At 61.8% G+C, this 15,274-nt stretch carries 9 protein-coding genes and 2 tRNA genes; 7 read left to right on the top strand and 4 right to left on the bottom strand.

The window, feature by feature from the left end:
• Positions 1-10: 10 nt before the first annotated feature.
• A complete protein-coding gene (locus KQI11_RS01970; RefSeq protein ID WP_216400888.1) occupies positions 11-1,375 on the bottom strand; it encodes a citrate synthase in 1,365 nt (454 codons plus the stop codon).
• 257 nt (positions 1,376-1,632) lie between these two features.
• Between KQI11_RS01970 and spoIID the strand changes: the two genes are divergently transcribed.
• From spoIID to KQI11_RS01950, 4 genes are all read left to right on the top strand, one after another.
• Positions 1,633-2,658: a stage II sporulation protein D gene (spoIID, locus tag KQI11_RS01965; protein WP_216400887.1), complete on the top strand. Its 1,026-nt coding sequence runs from the start codon at positions 1,633-1,635 to the stop codon at positions 2,656-2,658.
• Positions 2,659-2,899: 241 nt separating this feature from the next.
• Positions 2,900-3,259 (top strand): ArsR/SmtB family transcription factor, encoded by a 360-nt coding sequence (locus tag KQI11_RS01960; protein WP_216400886.1) that lies wholly within the window; start codon positions 2,900-2,902, stop codon positions 3,257-3,259.
• A gap of 32 nt (positions 3,260-3,291) precedes the next feature.
• Entirely contained in the window at positions 3,292-5,889 is a 2,598-nt protein-coding gene (locus KQI11_RS01955; RefSeq protein WP_216400885.1) for a heavy metal translocating P-type ATPase, read from the top strand.
• A gap of 1,292 nt (positions 5,890-7,181) precedes the next feature.
• A complete protein-coding gene (locus KQI11_RS01950) occupies positions 7,182-8,648 on the top strand; it encodes an amidohydrolase (RefSeq protein ID WP_216400884.1) in 1,467 nt (488 codons plus the stop codon).
• Between the two features lie 163 nt (positions 8,649-8,811).
• Here KQI11_RS01950 and KQI11_RS01945 read toward each other — a convergent pair whose 3' ends face one another.
• The gene (locus KQI11_RS01945; RefSeq protein ID WP_216400883.1) at positions 8,812-9,783 is read right to left on the bottom strand and encodes a GNAT family N-acetyltransferase; all 972 of its coding nucleotides are present in this window, start codon (positions 9,781-9,783) and stop codon (positions 8,812-8,814) included.
• A gap of 251 nt (positions 9,784-10,034) precedes the next feature.
• Between KQI11_RS01945 and KQI11_RS01940 the strand changes: the two genes are divergently transcribed.
• The 3 genes from KQI11_RS01940 to KQI11_RS01930 all read left to right on the top strand — a co-directional run bounded on the left by KQI11_RS01940 (position 10,035) and on the right by KQI11_RS01930 (position 11,700).
• Positions 10,035-11,333: an alkaline phosphatase family protein gene (locus tag KQI11_RS01940; protein ID WP_216400882.1), complete on the top strand. Its 1,299-nt coding sequence runs from the start codon at positions 10,035-10,037 to the stop codon at positions 11,331-11,333.
• A gap of 151 nt (positions 11,334-11,484) precedes the next feature.
• Positions 11,485-11,571: transfer RNA gene (locus tag KQI11_RS01935), tRNA-Ser, on the top strand.
• Between the two features lie 38 nt (positions 11,572-11,609).
• Positions 11,610-11,700: transfer RNA gene (locus KQI11_RS01930), tRNA-Ser, on the top strand.
• Between the two features lie 132 nt (positions 11,701-11,832).
• Here the strand turns inward: KQI11_RS01930 and KQI11_RS01925 are convergent.
• Both KQI11_RS01925 and KQI11_RS01920 read right to left on the bottom strand, forming a co-directional pair.
• Positions 11,833-12,162 (bottom strand): hypothetical protein, encoded by a 330-nt coding sequence (locus tag KQI11_RS01925; protein WP_185915660.1) that lies wholly within the window; start codon positions 12,160-12,162, stop codon positions 11,833-11,835.
• Between the two features lie 11 nt (positions 12,163-12,173).
• Complete coding sequence (locus KQI11_RS01920) at positions 12,174-15,236, bottom strand: DUF859 family phage minor structural protein (RefSeq protein ID WP_216400881.1); 3,063 nt, start codon at positions 15,234-15,236, stop codon at positions 12,174-12,176.
• Between the last annotated feature and the right edge of the window lie 38 nt (positions 15,237-15,274).

Here is a 15,274-nt window from a genome sequence, read left to right as displayed (position 1 = left end):
AAAACCCCACCTAACGTTGGTTAATGGGGACGTACGACTGTTTTGCCGTCAGGTTCTTGTAGGCCGGGCGGATGATCCGGCCGCCAAACATCAGCTCTTCCATGCGGTGGGCGCACCAACCGGGCATCCGGGCAACGGCAAACAGCGGGGTGAACAGCTCCTCGGGGATGCCGAGGGTGCGGTACACCAGTCCCGAATACAAGTCTACATTGGCGCACAAATTCTTGTCAACACCTTTTTCCTCGGCAAACACCTGGGGGGCCAGCTTCTCCACCATCTGCAGCAGGTGCAGGTCCTCGCCAAAGCCCTTTTCCACCGCCAGGTGCTCGGCGTAGCGCTTGAGGATCTGGGCGCGGGGGTCGCTGACGGTGTAGACCGCGTGGCCGATGCCGTAAATCAGCCCCGAGCGATCCCCCGCCTCCCGCCGCAGCAGGCGGCGCAGGTAGTCCTCGACGTCCTGCTCGCTGGCGGGGTGGGGGATGGCCTCCTTCATCCCCTCCAGCATCTGGGTCACCTTGAGATTGGCGCCGCCGTGGCGGGGGCCCTTGAGGGAGCCCACGGCGCTGGCCAGGGCCGAATAGGTGTCGGTGAGGGAGGAGGAGAGCACCCGGCAGGCAAAGGCCGAGTTGTTGCCGCCGCCGTGCTCGGCGTGGAGGATGAGGCAGAGGTCCAGCAGGTGGGCCTCCTCCTCGGTGAAGCGCTTGTCGGGGCGGACGGTGCGCAGAATGGTCTGGGCGGTGGAGTGCTCCCGCTTGGGCAGGTGGAAGTACATGCTCTTGTGGTCGTAGTTGCGCCGCTTGACCTGGTAGGCGTTGGTGATGATGGTGGGGGTGCCGGCGATGATCTCGATGCACTGGCGCATCACGTTGCCCATGGAGAGGTCCTCCGCCTCGTCGTCATAGCTGTACATGGCCAGGATCGAGCGGGCCAACTTGTTCATCACGTCGGGGGAGGGGGCCTTCATGATCATGTCCTCGGCAAAGCCGGGGGGCAGGGCGCGAAAGTCCGCCAGCACGTCGTTGAAGAAGTCCAGCTGCTGCTGGGTGGGCAGCTTGCCAAAGAGCAGCAGCCAGCTCAACTCCTCAAACCCGTAGCGGCCCGAATCGATGACCCCGGCCACGAACTCGTCCAGGTCGATGCCCCGGTAGAGCAGCTTGCCGGGGGTGGCGGTCTTGACCCCGTCGACCATCTCGTAGCCCACTACGTCGCAGATCAGGGTCAGCCCCGCCAGGACGCCGGTGTTGTCGGCGTTGCGCAGCCCCCGCTTGACCCCCAGCTTCTCGCAGTCCTCCGGGTCGATGAAGTTATATTTCCGAAACTCATCACATAGGATGTTAATGGCCTTTTGCTTGGAACCGGACACGTTGTATCCCACAGGTACCACCCCTTCATCTGGCTAAAACCGGCATGGCCGGTTTTGCGAATTGTTCTTATTGTACTGTTCTGTCTAGGGCTTGTCAACACCGTTTTGCACTTTTTTCTCTTTTGTATTTCATTTTCTTCAGTTCAGCAGAACTCTTTTGGCCTATTTTTAAAAAAATTGAAATATCATTTTTAAAATCCTGCAAAATAAAAAATGTCGCTCCCCGTCTGATGCAGGGGAAACGGCACAGCGGAGAAGGATGTGTTCACATGCGTTTGAAAGTGTCGGTGGCGGCGGTCTTTGCCGCAGTGACCTTTGCCTCCCCCCTGGCGGTCTTTCTGGCCGGCACGCCAGAGGGGGGCGGCAGCTCCTCGGCCGGTCCGCAGCCCGGCGGTGCGGAGAGCAGCTCCCCTGCCCCGGATGGCGGCCAGGCCACCATCAAGGTCTACGACAGCGCCCAGGACAAGGTGATGGAGCTGGCCTTTTCCGACTATCTGCGGGGCGCTCTGGCCGCCGAAATGCCTCCCACCTTCGCCCCGGAGGCGCTGAAGGCCCAGGCCACCGCCTGCGCCACCTACGCCCTGCGGCTCAAACAGCAGGCGGCCGAAAGCCCCAACGAGTCCCTCAAGGGGGCCGACATCTCGGTGGACTCCCGCCTCCACCAGGGGTATATCAGCGATGCCGACCTGCAGGCCCGCTGGGGCCAGAATTACGACTACTACCGCTCCCTCATCCAGGAGGCGGTGGACCAGTCGGGCAATCAGATCCTCACCTATGAAGGGGCCCCCATCATCTCGGCCTACCACTCCATCTCCCCCGGCAAGACCGAGGCGGCCGAGGACATCTGGGGCCAGGCCGTCCCCTACCTGGTGAGCGTCGACAGCCCCGGCGACCTGTTGGCCCCCGACTACGAGACCAAGGAGACCTTCACCAAGGACGTGGTCAAGGAAAACCTCTCGCAGAAGTGGTCGGACATCGCCCTGGGCGACGACCCCGCCACCTGGTTTGCCGACCTGGCCACCACCCCCTCGGGCACCGTCAAAACCCTCACAGTCGGCGGCAAGGCGCTCAGCGGCGGGGACATCCGCTCCGCCCTCAACCTGCGGTGTGCGGCCTTCTCCGTCTCCTATAAAGACGGCACCTTCACCTTTGACGTCAAGGGCTACGGCCACGGGGTGGGGATGAGCCAGTACGGCGCCGACTACATGGCCCGGCAGGGCTCCTCCGCCCAGGACATCCTGGCCCACTACTACCCCGGCACCGCGCTGGAACCCCTGGCAAACTTCCTCTCCTAAACTGTCTTTATCTCCTGACAGCCCGCCTCTCCCCCGACCGGGGGAGGCGGGCTGTTTTGCCGCCCTTCTCCTCTCTCCGCCCATGGGGGGAGCCGAAGCGTCCGTCAAAAAAATGCAAAAAACACCCCTCCTCCCCCTTGACAAATGAAAGGGAAGGGCATATCCTATGAACAGATGAACAGTTATTCATATGTTCGCTTGTTTCACCCATTCACCCACTTTGGCGATAGAGGAGGCCCCCATGAAACCTGACGAGCGCTGCCAGGAGCAGCACAAGCACACCTGTCTCATCCAGAGCGCCCGGGCGCACATCCTGGACGACGACAAGCTCGACCCGCTCTGCGACATCTTCAAGGTCCTCTCCGACCCCACCCGGATGCGGATCATCCTCACCCTGGTGGACAGCGAGATGTGCGTCTGCGACATCGCCGGCGCGGTGGAGTGCAGCCAGTCAAACGTCTCCCACCAGCTGCGACTGATGCGCCAGAGCGGCATTGTCAAGTTCCGCAAGGACGGCAAGTCGGTCTACTACTCCCTGGACGACGACCACGTCAAGACCATCATCGTCCAGGCGGTCAACCACATCTCCCACATGGGGTAAATCGAATACGCGATGGAGGAGGGAAACTTTTTATGAAACAGCGGGTCTACTTTGAACATCTCAGCTGTTCCCACTGCGCCATGAAAATTGAGGAAAAGCTGGAGAAGAGGAAACTCTTTCCCGAGGTGGCGGTGAGTTTTGCCACCGGCGTCATCCTGGTGGAGAGCGATCACCCGGTCAGCGAAGGGGAGCTGGCCGCCATGCAAAAAATCTGCGACGACATCGAGCCGGGGGTCACCCTCTCCCTGCAAAAGCCGGGGACTGCCCCGACCTCAGGCGCGGTTCCCGACAGCGGGCACGGCCACAGCTATGAGGAACACGACGCTTGTGGCTGTGGAGACGACCACAGCCATGGGGAACACGACACCTGCGGCTGCGGGCACGACCACGGCCACGGCGAGCACGGCCACTGCGATTGCGGGCACGACCACGGCCATGACAAACACGGCGCCCATGACTGCGACCACGGCGAAGAGGCCGCCGTCGGGGCCAGCGAGCAGGCCGCCCGCAAACTGGCCGCCCGCCCCGGCACCCAGACCCTTCGCTTCACCGGCCTTAGTTGTTCCCACTGCGCCATGAAGATCGAGGAGCGGTTGGAGAAGTCGGGCCGCTTTGAGGCGGTGTCGGTGAGCTTTGCCACCGGGGCCATCCTCATCCGCTCCCCGCGCGCCCTCGATTTCGAGGACCTCACCTTCGTCCAGCAGGTGTGCGACGACATCGAGCCCGGCGTCCAGGTCTCCCTGGCCGAGATAGGCCCCTCCAAAAAGGCCGCCCCCAGCGAGGAGGGGGAGGAGAAACGCCCCCTCTGGCCCCTGCTGCTGGCGGTGGTGCTGGCGGTGGCCGGGATGGTGGGCGAACACCTGGCGACGGCCACCGCCGTCCTCTGGATCGCCGACGGCCTGCTGGTGGCGGCCTGTGCCCTGGCCTGTTACGACGTCTGGTACAAGGGCGTCACCGGCATCTTTAAAAAGAGGGTCGACGAAAACCTGCTGGTGACGGTGGCAGTCATCGCCTCCTTCTTCCTGGGCGAGTTCGGCGAGGCCGCCATGGTGGCCCTCCTCTTTAAAATCAGCCTCTACTTAGAAGACCGAGCCGTGGGCGCCACCCGCAAGAGCCTGAACGCCATCACCAATATCCAGCCCGAAACCGCCGCCGTGGCCGGGCCGGACGGCCAGGTCACCGAGACCCCAGCCGAGCAGGTGCAGGTGGGCGACGAGATCGTCATCCGCCCCTCCGACCGGGTGCCGCTGGACTGCGTCATCCTCTCGGGCAGCACCGCGGTGGACAAATCGGCCATCACCGGCGAAAGCCTGCCCGTCAACGCCGCCGAGGGAGACGCCCTCCCCTCCGGGGCCATCAACCTCTCCGGCCTGGTGCGGGCCAAGGTCACCTCCCCGCTGGAGGAGTCCACCGCCGCCCGCATCATCAAGCTGGTGGAGGAGTCGGCCGCCCAAAAGTCCAAATCCCAGAAGTTCATCACCCGCTTTGCCGCCATCTACACCCCGGTCATCCTCCTGTGCGCCCTGCTGGTGGCGATCCTGCCCCCCCTGACCGGGCTGGGCAGCTGGAATCACTGGGTCTACACCGCCCTGGTGTTCGTCGTCTCCGCCTGCCCCTGCGCCCTGGTCATCTCCATCCCCCTGGGTTTCTACGCGGGCATCGGCGCCGCCTCCAAGCGGGGGGTGCTCATCAAGGGGGGCAAGCACATTGAAAACCTGGCCAAACTCACCGACGCTGTCTTTGACAAGACCGGCACCCTCACCGACGGCAAGCTGCAGGTGACCGAGGTGAAGGCCCTGGCCGACTTGGGCGAGGGGGAGGTACTGGCCTACAGCGCCCTGGCCGAACAGTACTCCAACCACCCCATCTCCCGCTCCATCGTCGCCCAGTGCCCCCAGCTCCCCGGCGAAAAACTCCTCTCGGTGGAGGAGATCGCCGGCAAAGGGGTGCGCGCCCAGCTGGAGGGCAGAGAGCTGCTCTGCGGCTCGGCCCGGCTGCTGCGGGATGCCGGGGTGGCCGTCCCCGAGGGGATCGAGGCCAATGTCCTGCTGGCCATCGGCGGGCAATGCAAGGGCTATGTGGCCGTGGGCGACCAGGTCCGCCCCGACAGCCGGGAGACCATGTCCCAGCTGAAAACCCTCGGGGTGCGCACCGCCATGCTCACCGGCGACAGCGCCAAGGCGGCCGCCAAGGTCGCCGGCCAGCTGGGGCTGGACGACTACCGGGCCGACCTGCTGCCTCAGGACAAGGTGGACGGCCTCCTCTCCCTCAAGGGGGAGGGGAAGACGGTGGCCTTTGTGGGCGACGGCATCAACGACGCCCCGGTCCTGGCCGCCTCTGACGTGGGGGTTGCCATGGGCTTTGGCACCGACGCGGCCATCGAGGCCGCCGACGTGGTGCTGGTCTCGGGCAAGCCCAGCTCCCTCCCCGGCGCGGTCAAACTCAGCCGCCGGGTGATGAACCTCATCAAGTTCAACATCGCCTTTGCCCTCATCGTCAAGTTCCTGGTCATCGGCCTCTCCCTCTTCGGCCTCTCCACCATCTGGATGGCGGTCTTTGCCGACGTGGGGGTCACCGTCCTCTCGGTCCTCAACGTCACCCGGCTGCTGCTGGGCGGCAAAAAACAGTAACCGCGCAGACGGGCGGGGCGAAAAATCGCCCCGTCCGTTTTTTGCCGCCTGCGGGGACGTGAACTGTACTTTGCCTGCAGCGCCGCTGCCACGGCCGCCGCATCCCCGGCAGGCGCACGGGCGAAAAGGAAGACCGGTAAAATGGTCGCCTCCCCATCCGCACCGTCCCCCGCACACAAGCGGGGCATCCGCAATCGACCCGATGTCGGCGGCGGCCGGCTTGCCGTCCTTCCCGCAGGCGATGGCGGGCTTGGGGAAGGGCAGCGGTGCAGGCGAAGCCCAAGGGGGAGCAAAAGGGGACCGCGGTCGCCGCCGATCAACCCCGCCACACCCCATTTCAACCCGCGCGGATACATCGATTGAAATGCTTTCCTCGCCTCCCAAAACTGCCGCCATCTGGCCGCATCCCATGCAGATGCGCGGATTGAAATGCCCTCTCCAGAATTGGCAAACACCTTCTTCCGAGTGGCACCCCACGCGGGTGTGGAGCGCAACAACACTCTTTTGGGGACGGGCAGCCCCAAGCACACCGTCCCCATACAGATGTAGGGAGCGAAATGGGTATGTCGTCAATGTGTCAAGCCGCTGGATCTATCCCCCCCCCACATGGTGCGTAGATTGAAATGACCCGGCGACCAAGGCCTTCACCCCTGACGCGGGTCGCACCCCGCGCGGGTGCGCAGATCGAAATATCGCCGCAGAGAATGGCGCGACCTGTCATGAAACGTCGCCCCCTGCGTGGGGGGCGTGGATCGAAAGAATATCTTCTTCGAGTCATTCTCGACCAACCCCGGCTCTCTGCGCGGGCGTGCGGAATAAAAATTGCCAGAGGGAACGCGGCAAACGGTTTTCACTCGTCCGCACCCCGTGCAGGTGCGTGGGCGGCCATTCGCCCAAGTCACCTCCCGCCGCGCCCTTTGCGGCGAACCAACGGCACAGAGCTGTCCACCTGCACCCTTCCCCTCGACGCCTTCCCCCTGCGGGAAGCGCCAATTAAAAAGGGCCGCCTGACAATGCCTTTGCGGGGGACCAGCCCTCTCCCCGCGAAGGGCGCGGGTGGAGGTGAAAGCGCGGCGAAGCTGCCACCTCCCGGTGGTGAAAGCGGTGCAAAAGGTCCTCTCTTTTTTATGGAACACGCCGATTTTTGCCGTCCCTCCCCTCCTTCGCTTCAAAAGTGTCCGCCCCTGTGCTACACTGACAGTAGAGCGGAAAGGAGGCTCGCCCCCTTCCCCCGAAACTGCCGGGCACACCCGATGGGTGCGCGCTTTTTTAAAAAAGGAGGCAATGAACCCATGGATGCAAAACAGCAAGTGCAGGCCGCCGTCCGCGAGAAGGAGGCCGCCATCTGGGAACTGCAGAAGGCCGTCTGGTCGGCCGCCGAACTGGGATACGAAGAGGTCAAGTCCGCCGCCAGCTTCTGCCAAGCGCTGCGGGAGCAGGGCTTTGAGGTGGAGTCCGGGGTCGCCGGCATCCCCACCGCCTTCATCGGCACCTACGGCAGCGGGAAGCCTGTCATCGGCATTCTGGCCGAGTTCGACGCCCTCTCCCAACTGGGGCAGGCCGCCGCCAACCCCGTCAAGACCCCGGTGCCCGAGAATGAAAACGGTCACGGCTGCGGCCACAGCGCCCTGGGCGCCGGCGCCTTTGGCGCCGTTCTGGCCGTCAAAGACTACCTGGAGAAGACCGGGAAGAGCGGCACCGTCAAACTCTACGGCTGCCCGGCCGAGGAGACTGGCTACGGCAAGACCTTTATGACCCGCGCCGGCTGCTTTGAGGGGGTCGACGCGGTCCTCACCTGGCACCCCTTTGACAACAACGCCGCCTGGGGGGTCAGCTGCCTGGCCAACATCAACATCGTCTTCAACTTCCACGGCCGCACCGCCCATGCCGCCGCTGCCCCCCACGCAGGGAGAAGCGCCCTGGACAGCTGCGAGATCATGAACGTGGGGGTCAACTACCTGCGCGAGCACGTCATCCCCGAGGCGCGGATGCACTACGCCTATCTGGACGTGGGCGGCACCTCCCCCAACGTGGTGCAGGACCACGCCACCCTCAGCTACTTTATCCGCGCCCCCAAAATCTCTCAGGTACACGAGATTTTGGAGCGGGTGAAGGACATCGCCAAGGGCGCCGCCCTCATCTGCGGCACCACCATGGACTGGTACATCCGCACCGGCGTCAGCGACTACATCCCCAACCCCACCCTCACCGGCATCCTCTACGACGCCCTGGTGGACGTGGGCGCCCCCGACTTTGACGAGGCCGACTTCGCCCTGGCCCGCCAGTTCCGCGACTCCCTGGGCGAGGACCTGCGCCAGGCCAGCGATGCGGCCATCCTCAAATCCCGCGGGGAGGAGCACGGCAAGAAACTGCTGGCCCAGGGACTGGACACCGACATCGCCCCCCTGGTCCTCTCCAAGGTCGCCATGCCCGGCTCCACCGACGTGGGCGACGTGAGCTATGTGGTCCCCACCGCCCAGATGGGCACCGCCGGAATGGCCATCGGCACCCCCGGCCACACCTGGCAGATCACCGGACAGACCTGCTCCTCCATCGGCAAAAAGGCCCTGCTCAAGGCCAGCGAAGCGCTGGCACTGGCCGCCGCACGGGTACTGGATGACCCCTCGGTGCTGGAAAAGGCCAAAGCCGAGCTCAAAGAGGAGACCGGCGGACAGTACGTCTGCCCCATCCCCGCCGAGGTCGAGCCCCCAGTCCCTGACTGGGTCTTTGACGAGGCCAAAAAGGCCGGCTTGCTGTAAGCCATCCGCCTACATCAAAAAACAGGGGGCGAAGCGCAGTGCTTCGCCCCCTGTTTTTTGCTTTTCTCCCTGCAAAGGCCGCGCGCCATCGGCGTCAACTTCCCCGCTGTCAACGGGAAACCTGAAAAACGGGCAGCAAAATTCCCCCTTTTACAGGCGCCTTTCAGACATCGGGCTGCGCCGGTGCAGGCCGACGGCACTTGCCGGACAGGTGGCTCACCTCCAGGCAGAAAACCGCCACCGCCTGACAGGCCTTTTCCTCAAAGGTCCAGTCCCTGCGTCCGGTCTGGTGGGCCATCAAGATTTCCAGCCCCTGGCGCTTTTCCTCCCCGTGCAAAAAACGGACTGCCCCCTCGCCGATCAAGCTCCGGTAGGCCCAACCGTGCTGGCAGGCAGTTTCCCCTGCCGTCAGCTCGCCCCCGTCGTCCACTTCAAAACAGGCGCGGGGGGAGCGGCGCAGCAGGTCCAGCTTGCGCCCCTCTCTCGCCGAGTGGAAGTAGAGTCGCAGTCCGCTCCCATCCCAGCTGTAGCCGTAATTCAGGGGCACCAGGTAGGGGCGGTCGCCGTCGCAGAGGGCCAGCCGGCAGACTTTGCAAAGGCGCAGCAGCTCCTCCTGCTGTGCCCGCTGGTCCATGGCGCGCTCCCCCCTCCGCAGCGGCTGGGGTGGGGGCTCGCGCAGCTCCATCCGCCAGAAGTCCGCCGGGCCGGTGGGGGTGTTCTGGCGGTAGACCTCCACCCCTTCAAAGCCCGCGCGCTCATAACAGCGGATGGCCCGGGCGTTGTCGGCGCGCACCTCCAGCAGCACCGGCCGCCGGGGGAAGCGGGCCGCCGCCCGGCTGCAGACCAGGCGCACCACCTCCTGCCCCAGGCCGCGGCCGCAAAATTGCGGCGCCAGCCCCAGGCCGATGGTGACGCCCTCCGGGCGCCCCTTCAGCCGGAAAAAGCCCGCCAACTCCCCCTCTTCCGTCAGCAGGGCCCGCCAGTTCTCTCGCCGGCGCTGGGGGTCCGCCAAGCTCCAGCCACTGGCGCAAATCTCCTCCCAGTCCGGCAGGTTGTACATCTGCCAGGGCGGCGGGTAGACCCAACTGCAGACCTCCCTGGCCCGCTCCTCGCTCAACTCGGCAATGGCAAACACCGCAGCGCCTCCTCCCTTTTTGTACAGTCTACCATCCCCCCACCCGCCCGGCAACCCAATTTTCCCCGTCGTCTTTCACAAGAGAATGGCGATAGAATCAGCAATTTGCCAGTTGCACCGAACCGCCTGCCGGTCTACAATGGAATTGGCCCCGTAAAAGGGGAGTTTTTTGCCCCAGATGTAAAAACGTTTTTATATACTGCTTCGGCAGTGTGCGGGCGCTTGCCCGAAAAAAGGAGGGTGTTTTTTCCGTGCAAAAGAGAAAGCTCTATGTTCTCTCCATCGACGCCATGATCTATGAGGACACCGCGTTCATGGAGACCCTGCCCAACCTGGGCCCCTTTGTCAAACGGGCCTCCCGGGTCAAGCGGGTCAAAACCGTCTACCCGTCGCTGACCTACACCTGCCACGCGTCCATGATCACCGGCTGCTACCCCGACCGGCACGGCATTGTCCACAACGAGCAGTTCACCCCCGGCGACCCGCTGCCCATCTGGTACCACTACCGCACCCCCTACCAGGCGCTGGACACCCTGCCCGAGCTGGCCCACCGCAGCGGCTACAAGGTGGGCAGCGTCTTCTGGCCCACCACCGGCGGTCTGGACATCGACTGGAACGTGGCAGAAATTTGGGACTGGTCCTTCCGGCCTGAGGACATGCGCCGCCAGCTGATGGAGAGCAGCACCCCCGCCTTTATCGAGGAGATCTGGCCCGCCTATGGGCAGATCCTCCAGGGCCTCAGCGACCCCTACTTCGACTGGTTTTGCAACCACGCCCTGGCCTACATGATCAAGGAGAAAAAGCCCGACGTCTTCTTCCAGCACCTGTCGGCGGTCGACCACGCCCGGCACAATCTGGGGGTCTTTGCCGAGGGCCTCAAGCGGGACGCCTGGATCCAGCAGGACAAGGAGTTTGGGATGATCGTCCGCGCCCTGGAGGAGAGCGGCGAGCTGGAAAACACCACCTTCTGCATCACCAGCGACCACGGCCAGACCCCGGTGGACCACCTGGTCTGCCCCAACATCAAGCTGGTGGAGGAAGGGCTCATTCGCCTGAACGAGGACGGTAGCCTGAAGGACTGGGATGTCTTTGTCAACTCCGCCGCCCACTCGGCCCACGTCTATCTAAAAGATCCCGGCGACAGCGATCTGCGCGCCCGGGTGGCCGCCCTGCTGCGCCGCTGGCAGGACGAGGGCGAACTGGGCATCGAGACCATCTTCACCAATGAAGAGGTAAAGGCGCACCGCCTCACCGGCGACTTCGCCTTTGTGTTGGAGGGGGCCGACGGTTACGCCTACAGCAACAATCTGACCGGGCCGCTGGTCTTCTCGGCGGACAATTCCGACTACAAATACAGCGTCGCCACCCACGGCCACCTGCCCGAAAAGGGCCCTCAGCCCACCTTTATGCTGGTGGGCCCCGGCGTCAAACCGGGAGTTGAACTGGAGTGCTGCGACATCGTCGACGAAGCCCCCACCCTCGCCGCCCTTCTGGGACTGGAGATGAAGGGGGTCGACGGCAAAGTCCTCCACCAGCTGCTGGCCGACTGATCCCATCACCTCGCCAAACTACCCTGTTTTCTGCAGGAAGCCCGCCCCTCCCGCAAGCCGGAGGGGCGGGCTCTTTTGCGCCCTGAAAAATTGGAAATTCCCGTTGACAGCAGGGGGGCATTATGCTAATATAATGGATGTTACTTGCCATGGAGAGGTGTCCGAGCGGTTTAAGGAGCTGGTCTTGAAAACCAGTGACTCGCAAGAGCCGTGGGTTCGAATCCCACCCTCTCCGCCAGCTCTCAACTTTATTCTATAGATGATTCCTTTGACTTTGGAGAAGTACTCAAGAGGTCGAAGAGGCTCCCCTGCTAAGGGAGTAGGGCGGGAAACCGTCGCGAGGGTTCAAATCCCTCCTTCTCCGCCAAAGCCAGCGGCACACAATATGTGCCGCTGGCTTTTTCTCTGGAAAGCATGCCGCTCTTACGATATGAGGGAAATCCATGAACACAAAGAGCCCCCGCCTTAAAAGGCGGGGGCTCTTAAATTTCTATGAATGCTATTTAAATTCTTCTCCCAGATCCCTCTCCAATTGACTAAATGCTCCTAGCTCTTTTTTCTCTTCTACTAAAGCTTCTTCTCCCCAAATACCGGGAATTAGCCAGTCTTGCACAGTTTGCGGATACACTGACAAGCGTTGTCTTCCCTCTGGTGAATTGAGTATCGCCTCATTGTGCGGTTCAGGAATCATGTAAATTTCCCCATCTCCTATATCTACCCTGAGTTGCGCCTGAATTGTACAGGATTTGGGAGACACTTCTAAAAGGCGAAATTCCAATCGATCATCCAACAACTCTATCATTCGTCCAGCAATACATATTTGCTCCATTCTCTTTCCTCCTAAGCTATGCGATAAGTAATACCACCAGTAATGACATCTCCACTGTAAAACACTTCATTTCCCCCTAAAGTCCATGGTCGACCGTCTACCCATCCCATCAATTTGAGCGTTGACGATCCCGAATAACATCCAACAAATACAGATGTCATCGGTGTACCGGTATTGCCATTGGCGTAGAAAAGCACATTTGAGTAGAAAATTCCGCCTGCCCCAATACTGTTACTGGTATATGGCAATCCGGTGATAGAAATTTCTCCTGCTCCGACTTTGCGGCTTGAAATATGTAGTTCAAATGCCGCGTAGACCATTTTCCCAATTCGAGTATACGATCCTACTTTTGACGATAGGTTAAGTTGCGCACAGTTTGGTGTCCAACTTCCCGTACTATATTCACCCGCCGCAATTTCTGTCAGTGTAGGCCTACTCTTGTCCGTATAGTATTTTGTCCATGAAGACCATGTATTGCTCCAATCATAATAGGATCGGGCATACGAGGTGTCGTTCGAATATACCCAAAAAACCTGTTGTATAATTCCCCCATTATTTATTACAGACATAACAAACGCTGATTTTACTGGCATATTGGTATTGTTGGTAACTGAGGCATTAGATTGACACTGGTACCAACCGGGAGTTTTTATATTATCAAAGTTTGTTCCATTAGAAATATATCTTGGACTTGCAATACTTCCCAATAAGTCAGCTGCTCCGATAGCGGAAGGCGTCGGCTTGCTGGCATCATTATAGACCGTTCTCCACGGATTCCACTTACTCGTCGTCACATCTTTTGTGCGAAATCTCAGAATATGCCCACTCTGGGTATTCGATGCCAATTGTAATGTGGCAGTTCCGTTGAGAGCGCCCGCTGAAATATACGGGCCGTAAAGGCCTGACTCTGAAGTCGAGTAGTTGTATCCATATTCACTGGCGGCATCATCCAGCGTATCACTACTATCTCTCTGGCGGCGATACAGCATGGCTTCATTTACACGCACCAATCTCTTATCTGCGGAATATACGTCCCCCTCCACATCCAGCGCCCCGTTCTCCCGGATCTTCCCGATCCCCACACCGCCCTTGTCCATGTGCATGGTGGGGATGCCGCGATCCACCGTCCCGGTCTCTGCCGCAGCATTGAGGGCATCCTCGACCGTCACCTCAACCGAAAAGGACTTCTGAAAATCAAAGCCTTCCGCTCCCATGTCCCCCGGGAGATACCCCTCATACGACCACTCGCCTTTCTGGAAAGTCAGGGGGATGGTGTCGCCCTCGACAAACTCTTCCGCCGAGGTGACCTTGTACCGGTAATGGGCCTTCAGCGCGTTGTCCGCCACGCCAAAATTTCCCGGCCACCACACCCCTTTGATCGTCAGCTTGGTCTTGTTGTCCACATTGTTGTCCCGGCGCAGCTGCATCTGGGTGACTCGCGGCGGAATGTAGTCGACCAAAGCAGCCAACCGCTCCACCACTGTTTGGTTCCCCCGGCTGTCCACCGCTGCCAGCCGCACACTCCCCGCTTTGGCCCTCTCCATCTGGATGGTGACATCCCCCACAGCCGCATAGCCCCCTGTGGCTGTGGAACCTCCGCAGTAGAGGATGTACTGCTTGATGCTGGCGCCAGTAGTGCTTTTGGCCGCCTGTGCAGCGGGCACGGTGACTTTGAGGGTGCTCTCCCCTGCCACCAGCACCTGGTCGTCCCCGGTGAGGGCCGCTGTCGCAGGGCGGGTGTCGGCAAAAGAAAAGCCAGAAAAAATCGGCGCAGCCGCAGCTGGGTCAACGGTGGCCGTCCCGCCCGCCGTGGCGGTGCCGATGAGTTTGCCGTAGTGGTAGCACCAGACGGTGGCCTGGGCCGCCGCCGTGTTGCTGTTGGGGGTGGCCGCATACTCTGCCGCCACCTCTGCCGCTGTGGGCGTCCAGGTATGGGCAGTCGCCACCCCGCCGATTTCCTTGATCATCTGCCCCGCCGCATAGAGCCGCAGGGTGTGGCTCACCGCGTTCCGGCTGCGGGAGATGGAGGTGGTGTACCCGCTGCCGATGGTGTGGTCCGGCTTGCTGGTGATGCTGCTGACCGGCGGCGCCGAAGCGGTCCCCGTCAGCTGGGATGTGCCGATGTTTCGACCACAGTGGTAGGCCGTGCAGACCATTTTGGTGGCCACCGATGTCCCCAGGGCGTAGATTTTGGCAATTTCCGCCTCGGTGAGTGTCAGGGAGTACGATGTCCCCACCCCCGTCGCCGTGCGGATGAGGGTCGACCCGGCGAACAGCTGCAGGGTGTGGCTCACCGAACCGCGCAGGCGGTTGACGGTGTAGGTCCGGCTGTCGCCGACCACAAAGGTCGGCGCCGTCTGCAGGGCGCTGTTACCCACCTGGTAACAGGTGGCGTTGGTGTGGGCGTCCCCCACCAGAGTGCTCCCCGAATAGGTGTTGCACCAAACTGTGGCGCTGGCCGAACCCGCCGAGCCCATGGCCGCGTAAATCTTCTTGATATCCGCCTCTGTAAAGCTCCAGGTGTGGCTGGTCCCCACCCCACTGGCCGTCTTGATGGCCACCCCGCCCACGTCCAGTTGAATCGAGTGGGTGAAGTTCCCGCTGGCTCGGCTGATGCTCACCGTCACGTTGTCCCCAGCCGTAAAATTGGCAAGGGAAACCGAGCTGGCCCGCGGGATGTCGTCCAGGGAGTTGGAGGAGTTGACATTCACCGTCCCAATATGTCCAACTCCCGAAATCGTCACATCCACCCCCAGCGAGGCGGTGATATTCAGGTATTTGCTGCCGTCGGCGTTGTGGTAGACCCGCTTACTGGCACTGGTCAGCTGTTTGGGGGTGTTCCCCGCGCTGACAGAGCCGATGACCGTCGTAAAGTCGATCTGGTCCCCGTCAATGGTGATGTTTCCGTACTTTGTGGCGTTGGCGCTGATGGACCACCCGCCAAAACAGGTGATGTACAGCTTCGCCGAAATGTCGCTGTAGTTTCCCGAAACGCTCTGCGAGGCGCTCCAGGACAGGGTGAGCTGATAGTGCCCGCCACCGAAATTCGTGTACCAGCTTCCGCTGCTCGCCATCCTCTATTTCCTCCTCTTGTCGGTCTGCGCAAAACTTC

Source organism: Acetanaerobacterium sp. MSJ-12 (genome assembly GCF_018917875.1).
GTDB lineage: Bacteria > Bacillota > Clostridia > Oscillospirales > Ruminococcaceae > Bittarella > Bittarella massiliensis.
This window is presented reverse-complemented; position numbering and strand designations above follow the sequence as displayed.

What these genes read in the sequence shown, in the direction of transcription:
- KQI11_RS01925 (WP_185915660.1), bottom strand. Translation starts at nt 12,162, where the DNA reads ATGGAGCAAATATGTATTGCTGGACGAATGATAGAGTTGTTGGATGAT.
- KQI11_RS01950 (WP_216400884.1), top strand. Translation starts at nt 7,182, where the DNA reads ATGGATGCAAAACAGCAAGTGCAGGCCGCCGTCCGCGAGAAGGAGGCC.
- KQI11_RS01920 (WP_216400881.1), bottom strand. Translation starts at nt 15,236, where the DNA reads ATGGCGAGCAGCGGAAGCTGGTACACGAATTTCGGTGGCGGGCACTAT.
- KQI11_RS01955 (WP_216400885.1), top strand. Translation starts at nt 3,292, where the DNA reads ATGAAACAGCGGGTCTACTTTGAACATCTCAGCTGTTCCCACTGCGCC.
- spoIID (WP_216400887.1), top strand. Translation starts at nt 1,633, where the DNA reads ATGCGTTTGAAAGTGTCGGTGGCGGCGGTCTTTGCCGCAGTGACCTTT.
- KQI11_RS01960 (WP_216400886.1), top strand. Translation starts at nt 2,900, where the DNA reads ATGAAACCTGACGAGCGCTGCCAGGAGCAGCACAAGCACACCTGTCTC.